Here is a 22,600-nt window from a genome sequence, read left to right as displayed (position 1 = left end):
GACCGCCTTGGCCGCCCAGCCCCAGCCCCAGCCCGCCCAGCCCGAGCACCGGCCCCAGGCCCCGCTCGACGCCGCGCTCCAGCCCCACACCGCCGCCGGCGCCGCCGCGAACACCGCCTTCCGCAGCGCCCTCGACGTCGTCGCGGGCGTCGAGCCGCGCATCGCCGCCGCCATCGGCCGCGAGATCGAGGACCAGCGCGCCTCCCTCAAGCTGATCGCCAGCGAGAACTACGCCTCCCCGGCCGTCCTGCTCGCCATGGGCAACTGGCTCAGCGACAAGTACGCCGAGGGCACCGCCGGGCGCCGCTTCTACGCCGGCTGCCGCAACGTCGACACCGTCGAGACCGTCGCCGCCGAGCACGCCCGCGCCCTGTTCGGCGCCGACCACGCCTACGTCCAGCCGCACTCCGGCATCGACGCCAACCTGACCGCCTTCTGGGCCGTCCTCTCCCAGCGCGTCGAGAGCCCGGCCCTGGAGCGCGCCAAGGTCCGCAACGTCAACGACCTCACCGAGCAGGACTGGGCGCAGCTGCGCCACGAGCTCGGCAACCAGCGGATGCTCGGCATGTCCCTGGACACCGGCGGCCACCTCACCCACGGCTTCCGGCCCAACATCTCGGGCAAGATGTTCGAGCAGCGCAGCTACGGCACCGACCCGGCCACCGGCCTGATCGACTACGACGCGCTGCGCGAGACGGCCCGCGAGTTCCGCCCGCTGATCCTGGTGGCCGGGTACTCCGCCTACCCGCGGCGCGTGGACTTCCGCCGGATGCGCGAGATCGCGGACGAGGTCGGCGCGACGCTCATGGTCGACATGGCGCACTTCGCGGGCCTCGTCGCGGGCAAGGTGTTCACCGGCGACTTCGACCCGGTGCCGCACGCCCACGTCGTCACCACGACCACCCACAAGTCGCTGCGCGGCCCGCGCGGCGGCATGGTGCTGTCCACCGCCGAGCTGGCCGAGCACGTCGACCGCGGCTGCCCGCTGGTCCTCGGCGGCCCGCTCTCGCACGTCATGGCCGCCAAGGCGGTCGCGTTCGCCGAGGCCCGCCGCCCGGAGTTCCGGGCGTACGCCCGGGCCGTCGTGGACAACGCGCAGGCGCTCGCCGAGGGCCTGCTGCGCCGCGGCGGGACGCTGGTGACCGGCGGCACCGACAACCACCTGGTCCTCGCGGACGTCTCCGGCTACGGCCTGACGGGTCGTCAGGCCGAGGCGGCGCTGCTCGACTCGGGCATCGTCACCAACCGCAACTCCGTCCCGCGGGACCCGAACGGCGCCTGGTACACCTCCGGCGTCCGCCTCGGCACCCCCGCGCTCACCACCCGGGGCCTCGGCGCCGCCGAGATGGACGAGATCGCCGCCCTCATCGACACCGTCCTGCGCGGCACGAGCCCCACCACGACCGCGAACGGCGCCCCGTCGAAGGCCCAGTACGTCCTGGACGAGGCCCTCCGTGACGGCATCGCCAAGCGCGCCGCCGACCTCCTCGCGCCCTTCCCGCTCTACCCGGGCGTCGACCTGGTCTGACGGGCGAAGCCCTCGGGGGCGGGACGCGTTGCCGCATCCCGCCCCCGAGCCCGGTTCGGCGCGCGCCGTGGTCAGTACTGCAGCGACTTGTACTGCAGGAACTCCTCCAGGCCGTGGCGGCCGAGCTCGCGGCCGAGGCCCGAGCTCTTGTAACCGCCGAAGGGGGCCAGGGGGTTGAAGCGCCCGCCGTTGAGGTCGACCTGGCCGGTGTCGAGGCGGCGGGCGAAGGCGGCGGCGGTGTCGGTGTCGGCCGCCCAGACGCCGCCGGCCAGGCCGTACTCGGTGCCGTTGGCGAGTTCGGCGGCGTGCTCCTCGTCGCGGTAGGGGAGGATCACCAGCACCGGCCCGAACACCTCTTCCTGGGCGACCGTCATGTCCGGTGTGACATCGGCGAGTACGGTCGGTCGGACGTAGAAGCCGGCGGGCAGCTCGGTGATCGGCTCGGGACCGCCGGCGACCACCCGGGCGCCCTCGGTGATCGCGCCCTCCAGGTAACCGCGCACCCGCGCCAGCTGCTTGGCGTTGACCACGGGCCCGATGCGCGTGCGCGGATCGGTCGGATCGCCCGGGACGTACTTCTCGGCGGCCTTCGCCGCCATCGAGACGGCCTCCTCGTAGTGGTCCCGGTGCACCAGCAGCCTCGTCCACGCGCTGCACGTCTGGCCCGAGTTGGCGAACACGTTGGCCACGTTGACGTTGACCGCGCGGGTCAGGTCGGCACCGGGCAGCACCACGTTGGCGGACTTGCCGCCCAGCTCCAGGGCGACCCGCTTCAGGCCGCGCCCGGCCGTCTCGGCGACGGTGCGGCCGACGGCGGTGGAGCCGGTGAACGACACGACGTCCACGTCCCGGTGGGCGGCGAGTGCCGCGCCCGCCACCGCGCCGGTGCCGGTCACCAGGTTGAACACGCCCGCGGGGAAGCCCGCTTCGTGCACCAGCCGGGCGAACAGCCGCGCCACCAGCGGCGTGTCCTCGGCCGGCTTGAGGACCACCGGGCAGCCGGCCGCCAGCGCCGGGACGACCTTGGCCACGATCTGGTGCAGCGGGTAGTTCCACGGCGTGATCGCCGCGATCACCCCGGCCGGCTCGGCCAGCACCAGTGAGTTGCCGATCCGCTCCTCGAAGGGGTGCTCGGCGAGCAGCGTCAGATAGGAGGAGGCGACGGTCAGCGGCAGCCCGGCGTGGACGGCGGCCGCGAAGCCCACCGGGGCGCCGAGTTCGGCGACCACCGTCGCGGTGATCTCCTCCTGCGCCCCGGCGAGGCCGTCCCGGAGCCGGGTGAGCAGCGCGAGCCGCTCCTCCCGGGTACTCGTGGCCCAGGCCCGCGCCGACCGGCGGGCCGCGGCGACCGCGGCGTCCACGTCGGCCGCGCCGCCGGCCGGCACGGTGGCGATCACCCGCTCGGTCGCGGGGTTCAGCACCTCGATCGACCCGGTGTCACCGGACGGGCGCCAGGCGCCGTCGACGTACTGGTCCGAGTGGTCCCCGAACCACTGGCCGCCCTGCTGCTCCCCGCCCCGCCCGTCGTTCCGCCCGTCGTTCCGCGCGTCCCGCCCCGCGTCGTCCTGCACCGACCGTCCTCCCGTCCGCCTGGCCTTCCGACCGCGCTCCACCGCGCCTGACCACCAGCGCTGTTCAAAGGCCAAGTCAAGGCGGCCGGGGTGGCCGCGCGCAAGAGTCAATCCGCTCCGGCGGACCTCGCGGTCACCTTGGTGCGAACCGCGAGGTGTACTCGGCGAACGGCTCGATCCCCACCTCGGCGCGCCGCTCGTCCAGCCGCTCCGGGTCCTCGCAGGGCCACGGCACCGGGTGGCCGTCCGAGACCGCGCCGATCTGCGTGCCGTACCGCTGTTCACGACCCTCGTTGACGGCGAGCCGGTCCTGAAGGAACGCCAGGTCACGCCCGCTCGCGGCGCCGTCCGCGACGGCCGCGGCCATCAGCTCCGCGGCCCGGCGCTGGACGTCGAGTTGGCGGTCGGCGTGCTGGGCGATCAGCCAGGCGGCCTTCGCCGCGTCCGCCCCGACCAGTGCCTCGGTGGGCCAGCCGTGCTCGGCCATGATCGCGGCCAGCCGGTCCCCGTGGCCGGCGGTGAGCCGCCGCCAGGCGGCCTGCTCGGCGAGGTCGGGGCTGTTGGCCAGCCGCGCGGCGGCGGCGTCCTCGGCCATCATCGCCGTCAATTCCCCCGCCAGTTTGGCGAAATCGTGTCCGGTCGTCGTCATCTCGCTCCGATCCTCGTTTCCGGCCGCCGCGACGGGGGCCGACGGTGTTCCACGGTAGGCCGCCGAAAAACGACGAAGATCATTCCCGGGAATGGTGACTCAGCGCAGCGGAGCGGGCACAATGGATGGACGTGATCGGCGCGGCCGTGTTCGGCTTCCGGCCCGATGCGACGGTTCACGAAACCCTTGTGCCCGAAAGGCTCCTCAATCGCGCGGACGGCGCTGTAGATTGCAGCGAACTCAGCTGTGGGGGGCTACGGTTGGCGGCGGGTGCAGGACGTGTGCACACCGTCGACACGTCGCGCGCCCCCGCGGTGGGCGACAGGGCGCCACCGCTCTGAGGTCTGGCTCGATTCCGCAGGTCATCCGTACCGCAAAAGGAGCTTCCCCCGTGACCGACGCCGCGTTCACCGACGAGCAGCACCGGCCCGCCGAGCCGGCCTCGCTGGACGACGTGCCGGGGTGGTTCTGGGACCACGACCGGCATTCCTTCGAATGGTTCCTGGGGCGGCAGGAGAAGGCCGGTGTCACGGGCGACCTGCTGGAAATGGGCGCATACCTGGGGCGCAGCGCCATCGTCATCGGGGAGCACCTCCAGCCCGGTGAGTCGTTCACCGTCTGTGACCTCTTCGACTCGGACGCGCCGGACGACGAGAACGCCGCTGAAATGGACATGTCCTACCGCAAGACCCTGACCCGGTCGGCCTTCGAGTCGAATTACCTGTCGTTCCACAGCGAGCTGCCGGAGATCATCCAGGCGCCGACCTCGGCGCTGGCGGGCGGGCGGATAGCGGCGGACGCATTCCGGTTCATCCACATCGACGCCTCGCACCTGTACGAGCACGTGGTCGGCGACCTCCAGGTGGCCCGCATCGCACTGCAGGACCAGGGTGTCGTGGTGCTCGACGACTACCGCTCCCAGCACACGCCGGGCGTCGCCGCAGCCACCTGGGAGGCGGTGTTCAACCACGGGCTCAGGCCGATCCTGCTCACCGAGTGCAAGTTCTACGGCACCTGGGGGGACCCGGGGCCCTTCCAGCGGGACCTACTGGACCGGGTGGACCTCGCCGCGGGCTGTCAGCTGAGCACCGAGACCCTCAACGGCGGGCAGTTGCTGCGCATGACCGGCACCTCGGAGGGCATCGAGCCGTTCCGGCCGTCCCGCCACCAAGCGAGGCTCGCCGCGCTGAGCGCCCGCCGCGAGGCCGACCGGGCCGCCGAGGACTCGCGCCGGGCGCTCCTGGAGTCGCAGGAGGAGGCCGCCCGCGACCTCGCCGCCCGCCGCGCCCGCGCCGCCGAGCAGCGCCGCCCGGCCAACGTCGCCAAGCGCGCCGCCCGCGACCTGCTCCCCCCGGTCGTCACCTCGGCGATCCGCCGCGCCCGCCGGGGGTGACGGTGAGCGGGTGACAGGTGACAGGTGACAGATGACAGATGACAGATTTCAGCGAACAGATTTTGAAATCTGTTCGCTGAAACTCGTCCGCCGTCGGCTGTGAGCCCTCGGTTGCCCCTGGATCCGAGCAAAGAAGTGCCGGCCGAGCCAAGCTCGACCGGCACTCCCGTGTTCGGCTCCCGCCCTCAGGCCGTCACGTCCGCGACGGCTCCTGCGACGCCGGGCGCGAGTCCGCGCCGGACTCCGACGCCGCGCCGGACGACGCCTCCTCGGCCTCGCTCAGCTCGCGGCGGACCTCCGCCAGCGACGGGTTCGCCCAGGCGCTCGCGACGCCCCAGCGGTAGAACGCGAGACCGATCGCGGCGACGATCAGCAGGTCCCAGCCCTCCGGCAGGTAGCCGTGCCCGCCGAAGTCGGAACTGCCCGCCCACGAGACGCCCGCCATCACGAACAGGTAGGCGACCATCCAGGCGCCGGCGATCAGGTGCGGACGCAGCACGGCCCACGGCTTGCGCAGCTCGTACCAGGCCCAGATCGGCAGGCCGGCGGCCATCAGCAGGATGACCTTGCCGGTCAGCGGCCAGCGGGCCCAGTACAGGACCAGCGAGCCGAAGACCATCGCGACCGGAGCGATGACCGGCATCGCGCGCAGCCGCACCGGGCGCGGAAGGTCCGGGGCGAGGCGACGCAGCGCCATGACGGCGACCGGGCCGGTGATGTACGAGATGACGGTGGCGACCGAGACGATCTCGGCGAGCGAGCCCCAGCCGCGGAAGACGGCCAGGAACAGGAACGCGACGCCGAGGTTGAGCACCAGCGCGGGGCGCGGGATGCCGGTCTTGGGGTCGACCTTGCCGAAGAGCTTCGGCAGGTGGCCGTTCTCCTGCACGCCGTGGATCATGCGCGAGGTGGTGGCGGCGTAGATCATGCCGGTGCCGGAGGGCGAGATGAACGCGTCCGCGTACAGCAGGATCGCGAGCCAGTTGATGCCCCAGGCGATGGCGAGGTCGGCGAGCGGCGAGGTGTAGCCGAGGCCGCCCCAACCGTGGGACAGGTCGGCGGCCGGGATGGCGCCGAGGAAGGCGATCTGCAGCGCGACGTAGATCACCAGGGCGATCAGGATCGAGCCGATGACGGCCTTGGGCAGCGACTTGCCGGGGTCGCGGGCCTCGCCGGCCAGGTTGAGCGGCGACTGGAAGCCGTTGAAGGCCCAGACGATGCCGGAGACGGCGACGGCGGTGAACACCGCGCTCCAGCCGTTGGGCGCGAAGCCGCCGTGGTCGGTGAAGTGCGCGCTGTCGAAGTGCGCGAGGAGCAGCGCGCCCGCGGTCAGGGTCGGGACGATGACCTTGAAGACGGTGATCGCGGTGTTGGTCTTGGCGAACAGCGTGATCGCGAACCAGTTGAGGGCGAAGTAGACGAGCAGCAGCACGCTCGCGAGGGCGACACCGCTGACGGTCAGTTCCTGCCCGTCGTACAGCCCCTTGGCCCAGCCGAAGTGCCAGGAGCTCATGTACTGGACGGACGCCGTGGCCTCGCCGGGGATGACGGAGACGATGGCGATCCAGTTGGCCCAGGCGGCGAGGTAGCCGGCCAGCGAGCCGTGCGAGTACTGGCCGTAGCGGACCATGCCGCCGGCCTTCGGGAACATCGACCCGAGCTCGCTGTAGGTGAGGGCGATGGTCAGGGCCACGGCGGCGCCGATCACCCAGGCGAGGATCGAGGCGGGGCCGGCGAGCTTGGCGGCCCGCTCGGCGCCGAACAGCCACCCGGAGCCGATGATCGAGCCCAGCCCGACGGCGGTGAGGCTGATGGTGCCGAGCGAGCGTCGGTAGTGGTTCTGGTGCGATGCCGTTGACGGCTCGGGCTCACTCAACGTATCGGTCCTCTCGCTCGGGGTCGACGGGTGGTGTCGTGGTTTTTGCGGTCATGAGTCGCCATTCCGGACACAAACGCCCAGCAGCCTATGGGGCGAAAAGGGGCGTTTACCTCAGGGGAAGCTCAAACCGTCCGATTGTTGCCATCTCGTGTCCGGTCTCCGGGGCTCCAACGCCCTCGGAACGCGGCGGCGGCAGCGCGGCGCACTGGCCGGGCCCGGCCAGGCCTGGCGGACGGAAAACAAAAAATTCCCCGCGGAATCCTTGCGGATCCACGGGGAATTCGACGGTGTCCGAGGGGGGACTTGAACCCCCACGCCCGATAAAGGGCACTAGCACCTCAAGCTAGCGCGTCTGCCATTCCGCCACCCGGACGGGGTGTGTGCTTCGGGGTTTTTCTCGCCCCCTCGGCGACAGAGAGAACATTACCAGGGTTCTGGAGTGCTTCTCACCTGCGTTTCCCCGGCGGGGACCACGGCCCCGCCCGGAACCGGCAGCCGAGGCTCCTCACGGCGCAACAAGCCCACGAAGGAACCGGTCCGATCCTGACGCTGAGCCGATCAGGACCGGTCGACACCGGTCCGACACGGGCAACTTCTCGACGGTGCCGCGGTCCCGGTGGCGGCTCTCCTAGCCTCTGTGGACCGAGGGCGCCAGCGGAACGCCTGATTCCCGGGTCGCGGACGAAGGGCGGCTGGACGTGGAGCAGATCAGCGGGGCGGCGGAGGCCGAGCCGAGACGCGACCGGGCCCTGCACGGGCCCGCCCGCCCGGTGCCGGAGCCGGCCGAGGGCGTCTGGCGCTTCCCGGTGCCCGCCTGCGCGTCCTCGGTGCCGCGCACCCGGCACGCGGTGCGCGACCGCCTGCTGGCCCAGGGCATGGCCGGGGTGCGCTACCAGGAGCTGGTGGACGACGTGCTGCTGATCGTCTCCGAGCTGGTCAGCAACGCCGTGACGCACGCCGCCGAGCTCTCGCCCGAGGTGACCACCGAGCTGGCGGTGCGCGACGGCTGGGTGCGGGTGTCGGTCGAGGACGGCGATCCGTACCGCCCGAAGGCGCTGGAGAGCGACACCGGCCGCACCGGGGGGCGCGGCCTGCTCCTGGTCAAGAGCGTGACGCTCCAAGCCGGCGGCGTGTGCGACGTGGAGCGGACGGGGGAGGGCGGCAAGGTCATCTGGGCCTCGCTGCCCGTCCCCCCGCGGCACGACGACCGCCCGTGACCACCCGGGCCGCTACCAGTCCCGTCCGGCGATCTCCCGGATCCCCGGCAGCGCCGCCTCGAAGACCGTCTCGAACCACACCGAGAACGGCCGCTCGGCCCGCAGCTCGCGCAGCTCCTGCGCGGTGACGAAGGCGTAGTCGTCCACCTCGTCCGGGTGCGGGAGGACCGGCGCCGTGACCAGGCCCACGAACAGGTGGTTCCACTCGCGCTCGATCAGCCCGGAGGCCTCGTCCGGCAGGTCGTAGCGCACCGTCCCGGCCTCGCACAGCAGCGCCGGCGCGACGCCCAGCTCCTCCGCGGTGCGGCGGGCGGCGGCGACGAACGGCGGCTCGTCCGGGTAGGGGTGGCCGCAGCAGGTGTTCGACCAGACGCCGGGGGAGTGGTACTTGCCCAGGGCCCGGCGCTGGAGCAGCAGCCGGCCCTGGCGGTCGAAGAGGAACACCGAGAAGGCCCGGTGCAGGCGGCCCGGCTGCTGGTGGGCCCAGAGCTTCTCGGCCGTTCCGATGGTCGCGCCCTCGTCGTCGACGAGCTCCAGGAGGATCTCCGGACCGGCGCCACCGGCGGTGCCCCCGGGGTCGGCCGTCACGTCGGTCTCCACGTCGAGACCGGTGTCGATCTCGGAGGTGAAGTGCGTCGGGCTGGTCGGCGGACTCTGGGGCATGGGGCGGCCTCTTTCGGGGGGCGTGAGCAACGGAAGCATCGGGTTGCGTCGCGTGCAGCGGGTGCATCGGACGCAGCGGGGGCACCGGCGCCGGCGTCGGGCTCCAGTCTGCCGTATGGGTGGCGGTCGGCACGGGTCCCACGCACAACCTGGCGGATCATGACCCTCAGGGGGACTTTTCCGGGCAGACAAGGACGTCAGAGGGCCCCGGAAGGGTCATGGAGTTAGCAAAAGGGTTCGGAGTCGTTCGAGACCCGTTCGGGCGCTCCCGTAGGCGCGGCGGGGCGGTTCGCGCCCGCCCCGGCGCGCCCGCTCCGGCCGTCGTTCCCAGCCACCGTTCAGTGACCTCCCAGCTCCCCGGCCGCGTTCGGGCTGGTCGCCCCGGTCGCCTACCATCACTTAGGACAAGGTGCCCGCATCTGCGCCGGCACCGGCGCGCCGGTCGCGCGGCCCGGTCGACTCGGTCCGGTGCCCCGGCGCACCCGCGCACAGCACGACGGATCAGGAGACCCCCGCATGATCGGCCTCGTTCTGGCAGCCGGCGCCGGCCGCCGGTTGCGCCCGTACACCGACACCCTGCCCAAGGCGCTGGTGCCGGTCGACGGGGAGCGGACCGTCCTGGACCTCACCCTCGGCAACTTCGCCGAGGTCGGGCTGCGCGAGGCCGCGATCGTCGTCGGCTACCGCAAGGAGGCGGTGTACGACCGCAAGGACGCCCTGGAGAGCACGTACGGCGTCAAGCTCCACCTGGTCGAGAACGACAAGGCCGAGGAGTGGAACAACGCCTACTCCCTGTGGTGCGCCCGTGACCTCTTCGCCGAGGGCCTGCTGCTCGCCAACGGCGACACCGTCCACCCGGCCTCCGTCCAGCGCACCATGCTGGAGGGCAACCGCCGCCTGACCGAGGCCGGCGAGGCCCCGGGCATCCTGCTCGCCCTCGACACGGTGAAGAAGCTCGCCGACGAGGAGATGAAGGTCGTCGTCGACCCGGCCGCCGGCATGCGCCGCATCACCAAGCTGATGGACCCGGCCGAGGCGAGCGGCGAGTACATCGGCGTCACCGTGATCAACCCCTCCGCCGCCGCGGACCTCACCGACGCGCTGCGCGCCACCTACGAGCGCGACCCGCAGCTGTACTACGAGGACGGCTACCAGGAGATGGTCGACAGGGGCCTGCGGATCGACGTGCAGCCGATCGGCGAGGTCTCCTGGGTCGAGGTCGACAACCACGACGACCTGGCGAAGGCACGGGAGATCGCGTGCCGGTACTGACCCGACTGGTCCCCTCGCCGCTGTTCGTCGAGGTCCGCCCGGGCGCACTGGACGCGCTCGGCGGGATCCTCGCGGACCAGCGGCTGTCGGCCTCGGGCCGGATCGCGGTGGCCATCAGCAACGGCTCGGGTGCCGCGATGCGCGAGCGCCTGGAGCCGGCGCTGCCCGGCGCCGACTGGTTCAGTGTGGACGACGGCAGCCTGGACAGCGCGGTGCGCTTCGCCGAGGAGATGCGCGGCGGCCACTACGACGCGGTCGTGGGTCTGGGCGGCGGCAAGATCATCGACGCCGCCAAGTACGCCGCGGCCCGGGTCGGCCTGCCGCTGGTCGCGGTGGCCACCAACCTCGCGCACGACGGCATCTGCTCGCCGGTCTCCACGCTCGACAACGACGCCGGCCGGGGCTCCTACGGGGTGCCCAGCCCGATCGGCATCGTCGTCGACCTGGACGTGATCCGCCAGGCCCCGCCGCGCTTCGTGGCGGCCGGCATCGGCGACGTCGTCTCCAACATCTCCGCCTGCGCGGACTGGGAGCTTTCGCACGCGGTCACCGGCGAGCCGGTGGACGGGCTGGCCGTGGCGATGGCCCGCTCGGCGGGCGAGAACCTGCTGCGCCACCCCGGGAACCTGGCGGACCAGGACCTCCTGACGGCGCTCGCGGAAGCCCTGGTACTGTCCGGCATCGCGATGAACATCGCGGGCAGCACCCGGCCCTCGTCGGGCGCCTGCCACGAGATCTCGCATGCCCTGGACGTGCTGTATCCCAAGCGGTCCGCCCAGCACGGCGAACAGGTCGGCCTCGGCGCGGCGTTCGCCAGCTTCCTGCGGGGCGAGCGCGAGCTGACCGGTCTGATCGTGGAGCGCCTGGCGCGCCACGGACTGCCGGTGACCGCCGCTCAGATCGGCTTCACCGAGGCGGAGTTCACCGAGGCGGTGCACTACGCTCCGAACACCCGGCCGGGCCGCTTCACCATCCTCGAGCACCTCGACCTCTCCCCCTCAGCAATCAGGGACGCGTACGCCGACTATGTCCAAGCCGTCAACAGCTGACCCCTCCACCGCGGGTGCCCAGCGGCCCCCGGTGGACCTGACCCGCCGGCCCTCGATCGAGGAACTGCGCGCGGTGATCCACCCGGAGGGCATGCTCCAGCGCCGCAGCGCCGAGCACTGGGCCGGGCGCCTGTACATGCGGAGCATCTCGCTGCGGGTCACGCGGGTGCTCTCCACCGTCACGGCGATCACGCCCAACGGCCTCACCTACCTGATGATGGTCACCGGCGTCCTGGCCGGGGCCGCGCTGGTGGTGCCGGGCCTGACCGGCGCCGTCCTGGGCGCCCTGCTGATCCAGCTGTACCTGCTGCTGGACTGCGTGGACGGCGAGGTGGCGCGCTGGCGCCGGCAGACCTCGCTCACCGGCGTCTACCTGGACCGGGTCGGCCACTACATGTCCGAGGCGGCGCTGCTGACCGGCCTCGGCCTGCGCGGCTGCGACCTCTTCCACCGGCAGGGCCCGGCGGCGCACTGGGAGTGGGCCTTCCTCGGCACGCTGGCCGCGCTCGGCGCGATCCTGATCAAGTCCGAGACGGACCTGGTGGACGTGGCCCGCGCCCGCAGCGGCCTGACGGCCGTCGAGGACAGCGCCTCGGTGCCGCGCTCCGCGGCCGTGGCCAAGGCCCGCCGCGCGGCCTCGCTGCTGAAGTTCCACCGTCTGGTGGGCGCCGTCGAGGCCTCGCTGTTCATCCTGGCCGCCGGCGTCGCCGACGCCGTCCACGGCGGTCTGTTCTTCACCCGGATCGCCGTGGTCGTGCTGGCCGCGATCGCCATGCTGCAGACCGTCCTGCACCTGCTGAGCATCGTCCTTTCGAGCAGGCTCCGATGAACACTTCCGCGAACACCTCCCCGAACACCTCCGCGAACGCCGCCGCCACGGGGAGCGCCGCCGACGCCTTCCGCCTCGGTGCCGTGATCATCACGATGGGCAATCGCCCCGCCGAGCTGAACGCCCTGATCGAGTCCGTCCGCGCCCAGGAGGGCCCGGCGGTCGAGCTGGCCGTGGTGGCCAACGGCGCCCCGCTGCCGCCGCTGCCCGAGGGCGTGCGCAGCGTCGAGCTGCCGGAGAACCTCGGCATCCCCGGCGGGCGCAACGTCGGCATCGAGCTGTTCGGTCCCGACGGGCGGGACGTCGACGCCGTCCTGTTCCTGGACGACGACGGCCACCTGCCGCGCACCGACTCCGCCCGCCTCCTGCGCGAGGCCTTCACCGCCGACCCGGCGCTGGGCATCGTCTCGTTCCGGATCGCCGACCCCGACACCGGCGTCACCGCGCGCCGGCACGTGCCCCGGCTGCGCGCGAGCGACCCGCTGCGCTCCTCCCGGGTGACGACCTTCCTCGGCGGCGCGAGCGCCGTGCGCTGCACGGTGTTCGAGCAGGCCGGGCAGCTGCCCGCCGAGTTCTTCTACGCGCACGAGGAGACCGACCTCGCGTGGCGCGCGGTGGACGCCGGCTGGGCCATCGACTACCGGGCGGACGTGGTCCTGCACCACCCGACGACCTCGCCGGCCCGGCACGCCACGTACTTCCACAACGTGGCGCGGAACAGGGTCTGGCTCGCCAGACGGAACCTTCCGGCCCTGTTCGTGCCTCTCTACTTGGGAACCTGGTTCCTGCTGACCCTGGCCCGCCGCCCCTCCCCGGAGGCGCTGAAGGCCTGGTGGGGCGGGTTCCGGGCGGGCTGGCGCGAACCTTGCGGTCCGCGTCGCCCGATGCGGTGGCGTACCGTTTGGCGACTGACCAGGCTGGGCCGTCCACCGGTCATCTGATCTCATGAGATCGAGTGATCGATCGCTGCGGCCGGTGACCACACACCGGCCGGACTCCCCCGTGATCCAGTGGATCCCCATCGGCGCAAGGCCGGCGGACCCCCCGCCGACCGGCCGCCCCGACCGATCCCGCGTGAAGGACGAATGTGTCGACAGTGAGTGAACCCGTCAGCCTCTCAGCCCCCAGGGGGGCGGACGCGGGCCTGACCCCCAAGCAGCTTGCGGACAAGTACGGCCTGGCCGTCAGCGGCCGGCGTCCCGGCCTGTTCGCCTACACCAAGCAGCTCTGGGCCCGGCGCCACTTCATCTGGGCCTTCGCCACCGCCCGACTGGTGGCGCAGTACACCGATGCCAAGCTCGGCCAGCTGTGGCAGGTCATGACGCCGCTGCTGAACTGCGCGGTGTTCTACCTGGTCTTCGGCGTGATCCTGGCGAGCAAGGACAACTTCCCGCCGGACACCTACATCGCGTGGCTGTGCATCGGCGTCTTCGTCTTCCAGTTCACCCAGAACGCGGTGCAGTCCGGCACCCGGGCGATCTCCGACAGCCTCGGGCTGATCCGCGCGCTGCACTTCCCGCGCGCCTGCCTGCCGATCGCCTTCACGGTGATCCAGCTCCAGCAGCTGCTGATCTCGATGGTGGTCCTGGTCGGCACCGTGCTGGCGGCGGGCATCGCGCCGGGCCGCACCTGGCTGCTGATCGTCCCGGCGCTGATCCTGCAGACGATGTTCAACACCGGCGTCTCGCTGGTCTTCGCCCGCATCGGCGCCAAGACCAGTGACATCTCCCAGCTGATCCCGTTCGTGATGCGGGCGTGGATGTTCCTGTCCGGCGTGATGTTCAGCATCCAGGACAAGATCCACAGCTGGCCGCACTACATCCAGACGATCATGGCCCTCAACCCGGCCTCGGTCTACATGGACCTGCTGCGGCACGCCTTCGCGCCCATCATCTACAGCCACCACCAGGCCAAGCACCAGGACCTCCCGCCGCACCAGTGGACGTACGGCATCGCCTGGGGCGTCGGGATGTTCATCATCGGATACGTCTTCTTCTGGAAGGCCGAGGAGGAGTACGGCCGTGGCTGACGCAGACCTGAACAAGCGCGACACCGTCCCGGGCGGCGACATCGCCCGCGAGCCCACCGTCGTCGTCGACGACGTGCACATCGTCTACCGCGTGCACGGCGCCGGCTCCGGCAAGGGCAGCGCCACCTCGGCGCTCAGCCGCATCGTCAGCCGCAAGCGCTCGGCCGGCGTGCGCGAGGTGCACGCCGTGCGCGGCATCAGCTTCACCGCCTACAAGGGCGAGGCGGTCGGCCTGATCGGCTCGAACGGCTCCGGCAAGTCGACCATGCTGGCCGCCATCGCGGGCCTGCTGCCGACCGAGAAGGGCGGCATCTACACCAACGGCCAGCCCTCGCTGCTGGGCGTGAACGCGGCCCTGATGAACGAGCTCACCGGCGAGCGCAACGTCGTCCTCGGCTGCCTCGCGATGGGCATGCCGCCCGCGGAGGTGCGCCGCCGTTACCAGGACATCGTCGAGTTCTCGGGCATCAACGACAAGGGCGACTTCATCTCGCTGCCGATGCGCACGTACTCCTCCGGCATGGGCGCCCGCCTGCGGTTCTCCATCGCCGCGGCGAAGACCCACGACGTGCTGCTGATCGACGAGGCGCTGGCCACCGGTGACCAGGCCTTCCAGCAGCGCAGCAAGAAGCGGATCGAGGAGCTGCGCCAGTCGGCCGGTACGGTCTTCCTGGTCAGCCACGACAACAACTCGATCCGCGAGGTCTGCGAGCGGACCATCTGGATCGAGCACGGCGAGCTGGTCATGGACGGCCCGACCGACGAGGTCGTCGGCCGCTACGAGCGCGGCGAGCGCCCGTAGCACCAGGCGGCGGTCGCACAGGGGGCCGGTCCCGGGAGTAGCCGGGGCCGGCCCCCTGCCCGTGTCGGCCCCGGGCGGCGTTGCCGCGCGGTAGTCCGGGTGGCCCGCCCCCGGCGGGGTGAGCGCCCCGCGCGCCGGGCGGGGCGCCCTACTGCGGCGCGGTCCGCGGTGTCAGGCTGTAGCCGCGGGGGGCGTGTGCCGCACGTGACGCCCGCTCTCGGACGCGTGTCCGAGTCGGACCGGTGGTGCCCATCGGTGTAGAACGGGGGAGTGACAGCAGTGTCGGCTTCGGCCCAGCCCAGCAACGAGCCCGTGGACCAGACCGCGGGGGCGACCCTGAAGAAGGCGAGCGCGGAGAACTTCCCGGTCGCCCCCTTCTTCCTGCCCGCCGCCTGGCGCGGCGACCTGATGGCGGTCTACGGCTTCGCCCGGCTGGTCGACGACGCGGGCGACGGCGACCTCGCCGACCCGGCCGGCGCCGCCCGCCTCCTGGGCGTCGACACCCCCCTCCCGGCCCCCGCCGTCACCCCTTCGGCCCAGTGCGGCCCGCCGGCTCCCGACGAGGTCGCCTTCCGGCTCGCCCTGCTCGACGGGCTGGAGCACGACCTCGACCGGGTGTTCGAGACGGCGCTGCGTCCGTCCGGCGCCGACCGGCCCCGGCACCCGCTGATGCGCGCCCTCGTCCCGCTGGTCGACAAGCACGGACTGACCCCCGAGCCCTTCCGCCGCCTGATCGAGGCCAACCGGGTCGACCAGACCACCGCCCGCTACGCCACCTGGGACGACCTCGTCGGCTACTGCACGCTCTCCGCCGACCCGGTGGGCCGGCTGGTGCTCGCCATCGCGGGCGTCTCCACCCCCGAGCGGATCGCGCTGTCCGACGCGATCTGCACCGCACTCCAGGTCGTCGAACACATCCAGGACGTCGCCGAGGACCTCGCCCACGGCCGGATCTACCTGCCCGCCGAGGACCTGGCGCGCTTCGGCGTCACCGAGGCCGACCTGGCCGCGCCGAGCGCCGACGGCCCGGTCCGCGAGCTGATCGCCTTCGAGGCCGAGCGGGCCCGCACCCTGCTCGACCGCGGCGCGCCGTTGGTAGGTACGGTTCGGGGGAGGCTTCGACTGCTCCTGGCGGGATTCACCGCAGGTGGATACGCGGCCCTGGCGGCCGTCGAGGCCGCCGGGTACGACGTGCTCGCGCAGCAGGCGAAGCCGGACAAGCGCCGCCTCGGAGCCTTGGCGGCGGCCATCTTCGCGAAGGGAAGGTGAACGCCCGAGTGGCGGCATCACCACTGGCGTCGGCCCAGGTCATGGCGGCGTACCGGTACTGCGAGGCAGTCACCGGGCTGCAGGCGCGCAACTTCAGCTACGGCATCCGGCTGCTGCCCGAGCCCAAACGGCTGGCGATGTCGGCCCTGTACGCCCTGGCCCGCCGGGTGGACGACATCGGCGACGGCGACCTCCCGGCCGACCGCAAGGCCGAGGCGCTGCTGCGCACCCGCGAGCTGCTGGACGACGTGCGGGCCGGCAAGGTCGCCGAGGACGACACCGACCCGATCAGGGTCGCCCTCGCGGACGCGGCCCGGCGCTTCCCGATCCCGCTCGGCGGCTTCGACGAGCTGATCGACGGCGTCGAGATGGACCTCAAGGGCGCCGAGTACGAGACGTACGAGGAGCTCAAGGTCTACTGCCGCTGCGTGGCCGGCGCGATCGGCCGGCTGTCGCTCGGCGTGTACGGCTGCGAGGACCCCGAGCTCGGGGCGCGGTACGCCGACACCCTCGGCCTCGCGCTCCAGCTCACCAACATCCTGCGCGACCTGCGCGAGGACGCCCTGAACGGCCGCACCTACCTGCCCACCGAGGACCTGGTCCGGTTCGGCTGCCAGCAGGGCTTCGCCCAGCCCAGGCCGCCGGCCGGCGCGGACTTCACCGGCCTGGTCGCCTTCGAGGCCGCCCGGGCGCAGGCCGCGTTCGAGGAGGGCCTGCGCCTGCTGCCGATGCTCGACCGCCGCAGCCGGGCCTGCACGGCCGCGATGGCCGGCATCTACCACCGGCTGCTCGGCCGGATCGCGGCCGACCCCGAGTCGGTGCTGCGGGGCCGGGTCTCGCTGCCGGGCTGGGAGAAGGCGTACGTGGCGCTTTCCGGGCTCGCCGGGGGGCGTTCTTGATTCTCGCCGCAGTTCTGTCACGCTGTGTCAGCGGGGAATCACGCATGGGTGGAGCCGTGTTGTCCACGACCGAGCCGACCACGGCAGCCGCCGCCGGGCGGTCCAGCGATCGCGAGGGGGAGGGCCGATGACCGGGCGAGCCGATGCCGCGCGCCCGGTCGCCGTCGTGGTCGGCGGCGGCCTGGCCGGGATCACCGCCGCGCTGCGGCTGGCCGAGGCCGGGCAGCGGGTCACCCTGCTGGAGGGGCGGCCCCGGCTCGGCGGCCTCGCCTTCTCCTTCCGGCGCGGCGAGCTGACCGTCGACAACGGCCAGCACGTCTACCTGCGCTGCTGCACCGCCTACCGCGGCCTGCTCGACCGGCTCGGCGCCACCCGGCTCACCTACCTCCAGGAGCGGCTCGACGTCCCGGTGCTCTCCGTGACCGGTCCGGCCGACGCGCCCGTGCGCACCCTCGGCCGGCTGCGCCGGGCCGGCCTGCCCGTGCCGCTGCACCTGGCGGGCAGCCTCGCCCGCTACCCGCACCTCGGCCCGGCCGACCGCGCCCGGGTGGTCCGCGGCGCGCTCGCCCTCCAGCGCCTCGACCTCGCGGACCCGGCGCTGGACGGCACGTCCTTCGGCGCGTGGCTGCGCCGCCAGGGGCAGAACGAGCGGACCCTCGCCGCCCTGTGGGACCTGGTCGGCGTCGCCACCCTGAACGCCTACGCGGACGACGTGTCGCTGGCCCTCGCGGCCATGGTGTTCAAGACCGGCCTGCTCTCCGACCCGGGCGCCTCCGACATCGGTGTCGCCGCCGTCCCGCTGGGCACCATCCACCACGACCGGGCGCTCGCCGAGCTGGAGCGCGCCGGCGTGACGGTCATGCTGCGCGCCCGCGCGGCGGAGCTCAAGCCCGGCGTGCAGCAGCACGCCGTGCGCCTGGAGGGCGGTGAGCTGCTCACCGCCGAGACGGTCGTCCTGGCCGGCGCCCAGGACAGCACGGCCGCCCTGCTGCCGCCGGAGGCGATCCCCGCTCAGGAGCGCCTGGCCGGCTTCGGCACCTCGCCGATCCTCAACGTCCACGTCGTCTACGACCGCAAGGTCCTGCGCCGCCCCTTCTTCGCGGCGCTCGGCTCCCCGGTGCAGTGGGTCTTCGACCGCACCGACCACTCCGGGCTGGCCGCCACCGCGCTCGGCCGCGAGCACCCCGGTGCCCAGTACCTGGCGCTGTCGCAGTCCGCGGTGCGGGACGAGATCGACTTGCCCGTCGCCGACCTGCGCGAGCGCTACCTCCCGGAGCTCGCCCGGCTGCTGCCCGCCGCGGCGGGCGCGGAGGTGCTCGACTTCTTCGTCACCCGCGAGCGCACCGCCACGTTCGACCCGGCCCCCGGCACCGCGGCGCTGCGCCCCTCGGCGGGCACCCGGGTGCCCGGCCTGCTGCTGGCCGGTTCGTGGACGGCCACCGGCTGGCCCGCGACCATGGAGGGGGCCGTGCGCAGCGGCCACGCCGCCGCCGACGCGGCCCTCGCCGCCGTCGGCGCCCGTCGCCCGGTGGACCGGGGCGACGGGAGGTGGCCGAGGTGACCGGCGGCCCCGTCGCCGGCGACCCCGCGAGAGCCGGCGTCCGTCCCCCCGGGCGCGCCGGGCACCCCGGGCGCGCCGACATCGCAAGCATCCGGCCGGCCCGCGCGGTCCGGCACCACCAGGGAGAGGGAACGCACGTGGAGTCACGCACCGGCACCGCCGCTGGAGGCACGGCGCAGGCCGAACCGGTCTCGGTGCCGGAGCTGCTGGCCCGCAGCCGCACGCTCTGCACCCCGCCGCTGCGCGACGCCGTCGCCCGTTTGGCCGCACCGATGGACACCGTCGCGGCGTACCACTTCGGCTGGATCGACCGGGACGGCACCGCCGTGAAGGGCGACGGCGGCAAGGCCGTGCGTCCGGCGCTGGCCCTGCTGTCGGCCCAGGCGGCGGGTGCGTCCGCCGAGGTGGGAGTGCCCGGTGGGGTCGCCGTTGAACTGGTACACAACTTCTCGCTGCTCCATGATGATCTGATGGACGGTGACGAGACCCGGCGCCACCGGGCGACCGCCTGGACGGTCTTCGGCCCGGCCCAGGCGATCCTGGTCGGCGACGCCCTGGCGACGCTCGGGACGGAGGTGCTGCTCGACGCCGGCGCGGCCGGTCCGGCGAGCGCCGTCGACGCCGCGCGCGCCGTGCGGCTGCTCACCACCGCCACCCGACGGCTCATCGACGGGCAGGCCATGGACGTCGCCTTCGAGCAGCGCGACAGCGTCACCGTCGCCGAGTGCCTGGAGATGGAGGGCGGCAAGACCGCCGCCCTGCTCGCCGCCGCCTCGGCGATCGGCGCCGTGCTGGCCGGGGCCGACGACGAGGTCTCCGACGCGCTCCAGCGCTACGGCCACCACCTGGGCCTGGCCTTCCAGGCGGTGGACGACCTGCTCGGCATCTGGGGCGCCACCGAGGTCACCGGCAAGCCGCACTGGGGCGACCTGCGCCAGCGCAAGAAGTCCCTGCCGGTCGCCGCCGCTCTGGCCGAGGGCGGCGCCGCGTCGCGCCGCCTGGCCGAACAGCTCGCCGACCCCTCGCACCGCGGGGAGGAGAGCGAGCCCGAGCTCGCCGCCCGGGCCGCACTCATCGAGGAGGCCGGCGGCCGCGCCTGGACCCAGGAGGAGGCACGCCGCCAGCACACGACCGCCCTCGCCGCCCTCGACGAGGTGCCCATGTCCGACCCGGTGCGCGAGCACTTCGTCGCACTCGCCGAATTCGTGGTGGTACGAGAGAGGTGACGTTACGTTGACAGCAACCGCGGACGGCCGGCTCGACCCTGAGTACGATCCCGAGCCGGTCGCGGTGGGCGACCGCCCCCGGGCCCCGCTGGGCACCGGGCGGTGGGAACCGGAGGACCCCGCCCCGCCCCGGCCGGGCGGGGAGGCGGCCCCGGGCCCGGCCGACGCCCGGGAGGCGCTGGCCCGGGCCACCGCCCACCTGCTCTCGCTGCAGAGTCCGGACGGCTGGTGGAAGGGCGACCTGGAGACCAACGTCACCATGGACGCCGAGGACTTACTGCTCCGGCAGTTCCTCGGCATCCGCACCGAGGAGCAGACCGCGGCCACCGCCGACTGGATCCGGTCCCAGCAGGGGGAGGACGGCACCTGGGCCACCTTCCACGGCGGGCCGCCCGAGCTGTCCACGACCGTCGAGGCCTACGTCGCCCTCAAACTCGCCGGCGACGACCCGGACGCGCCGCACATGCGGGCCGCCGCGCGCTACGTCCGCTCCGCCGGGGGCATCGCCGCCGCCCGCGTCTTCACCCGGATCTGGCTCGCCCTCTTCGGCTGGTGGCCCTGGGAACGGCTGCCCGAGATGCCGCCCGAGATCATCTTCCTGCCCCGCTGGCTCCCGCTGAACATCTACGCCTTCGGCTGCTGGGCCCGCCAGACCATCGTCCCGCTGACCGTCGTCTCGGCCCACCGCCCGGTCCGTCCGGCGCCCTTCGCGCTCACCGAGCTGCACACCGACCCCGAGCACCCCTTCCCCGACCGGCCGCTCGCCCCCGCCACCAGCTGGGACGGCCTCTTCGAGCGCCTCGACAAGGTCCTGCACGCCTATCACCACCGCGCGCTGCGCCCGCTGCGCAAGCACGCCATCGCCCAGGCCTGCCGCTGGATCGTCGAGCGGCAGGAGGCCGACGGCTGCTGGGGCGGCATCCAGCCGCCCGCCGTCTACTCGCTGATCGCCCTGCACCTGGAGGGCTACGAGCTGGAGCACCCGGTGATGCAGGCCGGGCTCCGCGCCTTCGACCGCTTCACCGTGCACACCGAGGACGGCATGCGCTGGCTGGAGGCCTGCCAGTCCCCGGTCTGGGACACCTGCCTGGCCACCATCGCGCTGGTCGACGCCGGACTGCCGGCCGATCACCCGGCGCTGGTGACCGCCGTCGACTGGATGCTCGGCGAGGAGATCCGCAAGCGCGGCGACTGGAGCGTGCGGCGGCCCTCGCTGGAGGCGGGCGGCTGGGCGTTCGAGTTCGAGAACGACACCTACCCCGACATCGACGACACCGCCGAAGTGGTGCTCGCGCTGCGTCGCGTCGCCCACCCCGACCCGGCGAAGGTCGGCGGGGCGGTGGACCGCGGGGTGCGCTGGAACCTCGGCATGCAGTCCAAGAACGGCGCCTGGGGCGCCTTCGACGTCGACAACACCAGCACGCTGCCGAACAAGCTGCCGTTCTGCGACTTCGGCGAGGTGGTCGACCCGCCGTCCGCCGACGTCACCGCGCACGTCGTCGAGATGCTCGCCGAGGTCGGGCAGGCGCGTGACCCGCGCACCCGGCGCGGCGTGGAGTGGCTGCTGCGCAACCAGGAGGCCGACGGCTCCTGGTTCGGCCGCTGGGGCACCAACTACATCTACGGCACCGGCTCGGTGCTGCCCGCCCTCGTCGCGGCCGGCGTGCCGGACGAGCACCCGGCGATCCGCCGGGCCGTCCGCTGGCTGGAGGACCGCCAGAACGCCGACGGCGGCTGGGGCGAGGACATGCGCTCCTACGACGACCCGGCGCGCTGGGCCGGGCGCGGCGACTCGACCGCCTCGCAGACCGCGTGGGCGCTCATGGCGCTGCTCGCCGCCGGCGAGGGCCCGGACCGCAGGGCCAACCCGGCGGTGGAGCGCGGGGTCGACTGGCTGGTGCGCACCCAGCTGCCCGAAGGCACCTGGGACGAGCCGCAGTTCACCGGCACCGGCTTCCCGTGGGACTTCTCCATCAACTACCACCTCTACCGGCTGGTCTTCCCCGTCACCGCGCTCGGCCGCTACCTGGGCGGCGGCCCCGCGGTCCTGCGGGAGGGCGGCAGCCCGGCGATCGGGGCGTCACGGTGACCACCCCGCCCCTGCTGGTGCTCTGCGCGCTCGGCCCCGAGGTCTGGGCCCTGCGCGGCGGGGACTGGCGCGGCTCGGCGGGCGGCCCGCCGGTGCTGCTGCGCACCGGGGTCGGCCGGCGGCGGGCCGGCCACGCGGTGCGCCGGGTGCTCGGCTGCGCCCCGGGCGGTTACGGCGCGGTCGTGGTGGCCGGTTTCGGCGCGGCCGTCGGCCCCGGGATCGCCCCGGGGGACGTCGTCGTCGCCGACGGCGTGCGCGACGCCGAGGGCAACCTGTACGCCGTCCGCTCGGCCGCCGACCTCGCCCGGGCGCTCAAGGAGCGCGGGCTGGCCGTGCACAACGGGGTGCACCACACCGCGGACCACGTGGTCCGCGGCCTCGAACGGCGGGCCCTGTACCTCCAGGGCGCGCTCGCCGTCGACATGGAGGCCGCCGCCGTCCTCGCCGCGCTGCACGAGCTGCGGCCCGCGCTGCCCGCGGCCGTCCTGCGGGTGGTCGTGGACACCCCCGAGCGGGAGTTGCTCCGCCCCGGGACGCTCCCCGCGGGGGTGCGCGCCTGGCGGACCCTGCGCGCGACCGTCCCCGCCCTCGTCGACTGGTACCGGCAGGACCTCACGGGCCGCAGCGAACCGCACCACCCCACATCCTCGACGCTCCCCCAGGAGGCGAGCTAGC

General features: G+C 73.3%; 19 protein-coding genes and 1 tRNA gene. 15 read left to right on the top strand and 5 right to left on the bottom strand.

Annotated elements, in window-relative coordinates:
- Window positions 1-7 precede the first annotated feature (7 nt).
- Window positions 8-1,528: a glycine hydroxymethyltransferase gene (locus PUR71_RS31130; protein ID WP_329930505.1), complete on the top strand. Its 1,521-nt coding sequence runs from the start codon at window positions 8-10 to the stop codon at window positions 1,526-1,528.
- Window positions 1,529-1,599: 71 nt separating this feature from the next.
- Here PUR71_RS31130 and PUR71_RS31125 read toward each other — a convergent pair whose 3' ends face one another.
- On the bottom strand, window positions 1,600-2,955 hold the full coding sequence (locus PUR71_RS31125; RefSeq protein WP_443077655.1) for an aldehyde dehydrogenase family protein: 1,356 nt from the start codon (window positions 2,953-2,955) through the stop codon (window positions 1,600-1,602).
- A gap of 277 nt (window positions 2,956-3,232) precedes the next feature.
- Window positions 3,233-3,748 carry a DUF6624 domain-containing protein gene (locus PUR71_RS31120; protein WP_329930503.1) on the bottom strand — a complete coding sequence of 172 codons (516 nt, stop codon included), beginning with the start codon at window positions 3,746-3,748 and terminating at the stop codon, window positions 3,233-3,235.
- Between the two features lie 391 nt (window positions 3,749-4,139).
- On the opposite strand from PUR71_RS31120, the gene PUR71_RS31115 reads away from it, so the two are divergent.
- Window positions 4,140-5,141 (top strand): class I SAM-dependent methyltransferase, encoded by a 1,002-nt coding sequence (locus tag PUR71_RS31115; protein WP_329930502.1) that lies wholly within the window; start codon window positions 4,140-4,142, stop codon window positions 5,139-5,141.
- A gap of 193 nt (window positions 5,142-5,334) precedes the next feature.
- Here PUR71_RS31115 and PUR71_RS31110 read toward each other — a convergent pair whose 3' ends face one another.
- Complete coding sequence (locus PUR71_RS31110; RefSeq protein WP_329930501.1) at window positions 5,335-7,017, bottom strand: APC family permease; 1,683 nt, start codon at window positions 7,015-7,017, stop codon at window positions 5,335-5,337.
- A gap of 291 nt (window positions 7,018-7,308) precedes the next feature.
- A tRNA-Leu gene (locus PUR71_RS31105) sits at window positions 7,309-7,393 on the bottom strand.
- Between the two features lie 334 nt (window positions 7,394-7,727).
- Here PUR71_RS31105 and PUR71_RS31100 point away from each other — a divergent pair.
- The gene (locus PUR71_RS31100; RefSeq protein ID WP_329930874.1) at window positions 7,728-8,237 is read left to right on the top strand and encodes an ATP-binding protein; all 510 of its coding nucleotides are present in this window, start codon (window positions 7,728-7,730) and stop codon (window positions 8,235-8,237) included.
- A 12-nt stretch (window positions 8,238-8,249) separates the two neighbouring features.
- Here PUR71_RS31100 and idi read toward each other — a convergent pair whose 3' ends face one another.
- A complete protein-coding gene (gene idi / locus PUR71_RS31095; protein WP_329930500.1) occupies window positions 8,250-8,900 on the bottom strand; it encodes an isopentenyl-diphosphate Delta-isomerase in 651 nt (216 codons plus the stop codon).
- Window positions 8,901-9,416: 516 nt separating this feature from the next.
- On the opposite strand from idi, the gene PUR71_RS31090 reads away from it, so the two are divergent.
- From PUR71_RS31090 to PUR71_RS31035, 12 genes are all read left to right on the top strand, one after another.
- Window positions 9,417-10,172 carry a phosphocholine cytidylyltransferase family protein gene (locus tag PUR71_RS31090; RefSeq protein WP_329930499.1) on the top strand — a complete coding sequence of 252 codons (756 nt, stop codon included), beginning with the start codon at window positions 9,417-9,419 and terminating at the stop codon, window positions 10,170-10,172.
- Complete coding sequence (locus tag PUR71_RS31085; RefSeq protein WP_329930498.1) at window positions 10,160-11,221, top strand: iron-containing alcohol dehydrogenase family protein; 1,062 nt, start codon at window positions 10,160-10,162, stop codon at window positions 11,219-11,221. The genes PUR71_RS31090 and PUR71_RS31085 overlap by 13 nt, the downstream gene beginning before the upstream one ends.
- A 91-nt stretch (window positions 11,222-11,312) precedes the next feature.
- Entirely contained in the window at window positions 11,313-12,050 is a 738-nt protein-coding gene (locus PUR71_RS31080) for a CDP-alcohol phosphatidyltransferase family protein (RefSeq protein WP_329930873.1), read from the top strand.
- Between the two features lie 95 nt (window positions 12,051-12,145).
- The gene (locus PUR71_RS31075) at window positions 12,146-12,991 is read left to right on the top strand and encodes a glycosyltransferase family 2 protein (RefSeq protein ID WP_329930872.1); all 846 of its coding nucleotides are present in this window, start codon (window positions 12,146-12,148) and stop codon (window positions 12,989-12,991) included.
- Window positions 12,992-13,137: 146 nt separating this feature from the next.
- Complete coding sequence (locus tag PUR71_RS31070; RefSeq protein WP_329930497.1) at window positions 13,138-14,079, top strand: ABC transporter permease; 942 nt, start codon at window positions 13,138-13,140, stop codon at window positions 14,077-14,079.
- On the top strand, window positions 14,072-14,881 hold the full coding sequence (locus PUR71_RS31065; protein ID WP_329930496.1) for an ABC transporter ATP-binding protein: 810 nt from the start codon (window positions 14,072-14,074) through the stop codon (window positions 14,879-14,881). Before PUR71_RS31070 ends, PUR71_RS31065 begins: the two co-directional genes overlap by 8 nt.
- Before the next feature lie 312 nt (window positions 14,882-15,193).
- Window positions 15,194-16,150 carry a squalene synthase HpnC gene (hpnC, locus tag PUR71_RS31060; RefSeq protein WP_329930495.1) on the top strand — a complete coding sequence of 319 codons (957 nt, stop codon included), beginning with the start codon at window positions 15,194-15,196 and terminating at the stop codon, window positions 16,148-16,150.
- Between the two features lie 41 nt (window positions 16,151-16,191).
- Window positions 16,192-17,049, top strand: a complete 858-nt coding sequence (hpnD, locus tag PUR71_RS31055) for a presqualene diphosphate synthase HpnD (RefSeq protein ID WP_329930871.1) — start codon at window positions 16,192-16,194, stop codon at window positions 17,047-17,049.
- Window positions 17,050-17,176: 127 nt separating this feature from the next.
- Window positions 17,177-18,610 carry a hydroxysqualene dehydroxylase HpnE gene (gene hpnE, locus PUR71_RS31050; RefSeq protein ID WP_329930494.1) on the top strand — a complete coding sequence of 478 codons (1,434 nt, stop codon included), beginning with the start codon at window positions 17,177-17,179 and terminating at the stop codon, window positions 18,608-18,610.
- 137 nt (window positions 18,611-18,747) lie between these two features.
- Window positions 18,748-19,836: a polyprenyl synthetase family protein gene (locus PUR71_RS31045; protein ID WP_443077630.1), complete on the top strand. Its 1,089-nt coding sequence runs from the start codon at window positions 18,748-18,750 to the stop codon at window positions 19,834-19,836.
- A gap of 7 nt (window positions 19,837-19,843) precedes the next feature.
- A complete protein-coding gene (shc, locus tag PUR71_RS31040; RefSeq protein WP_329930493.1) occupies window positions 19,844-21,925 on the top strand; it encodes a squalene--hopene cyclase in 2,082 nt (693 codons plus the stop codon).
- Window positions 21,922-22,599 carry a phosphorylase family protein gene (locus PUR71_RS31035; protein WP_329930492.1) on the top strand — a complete coding sequence of 226 codons (678 nt, stop codon included), beginning with the start codon at window positions 21,922-21,924 and terminating at the stop codon, window positions 22,597-22,599. Before shc ends, PUR71_RS31035 begins: the two co-directional genes overlap by 4 nt.
- Window position 22,600: the final 1 nt, after the last annotated feature.

This window comes from Streptomyces sp. SP17BM10 (genome assembly GCF_036322405.1).
Lineage (GTDB): Bacteria > Actinomycetota > Actinomycetes > Streptomycetales > Streptomycetaceae > Kitasatospora.
The sequence above is the reverse complement of the archived record's forward strand: the minus strand, read 5'-3'. Positions and strand labels throughout refer to the sequence as shown.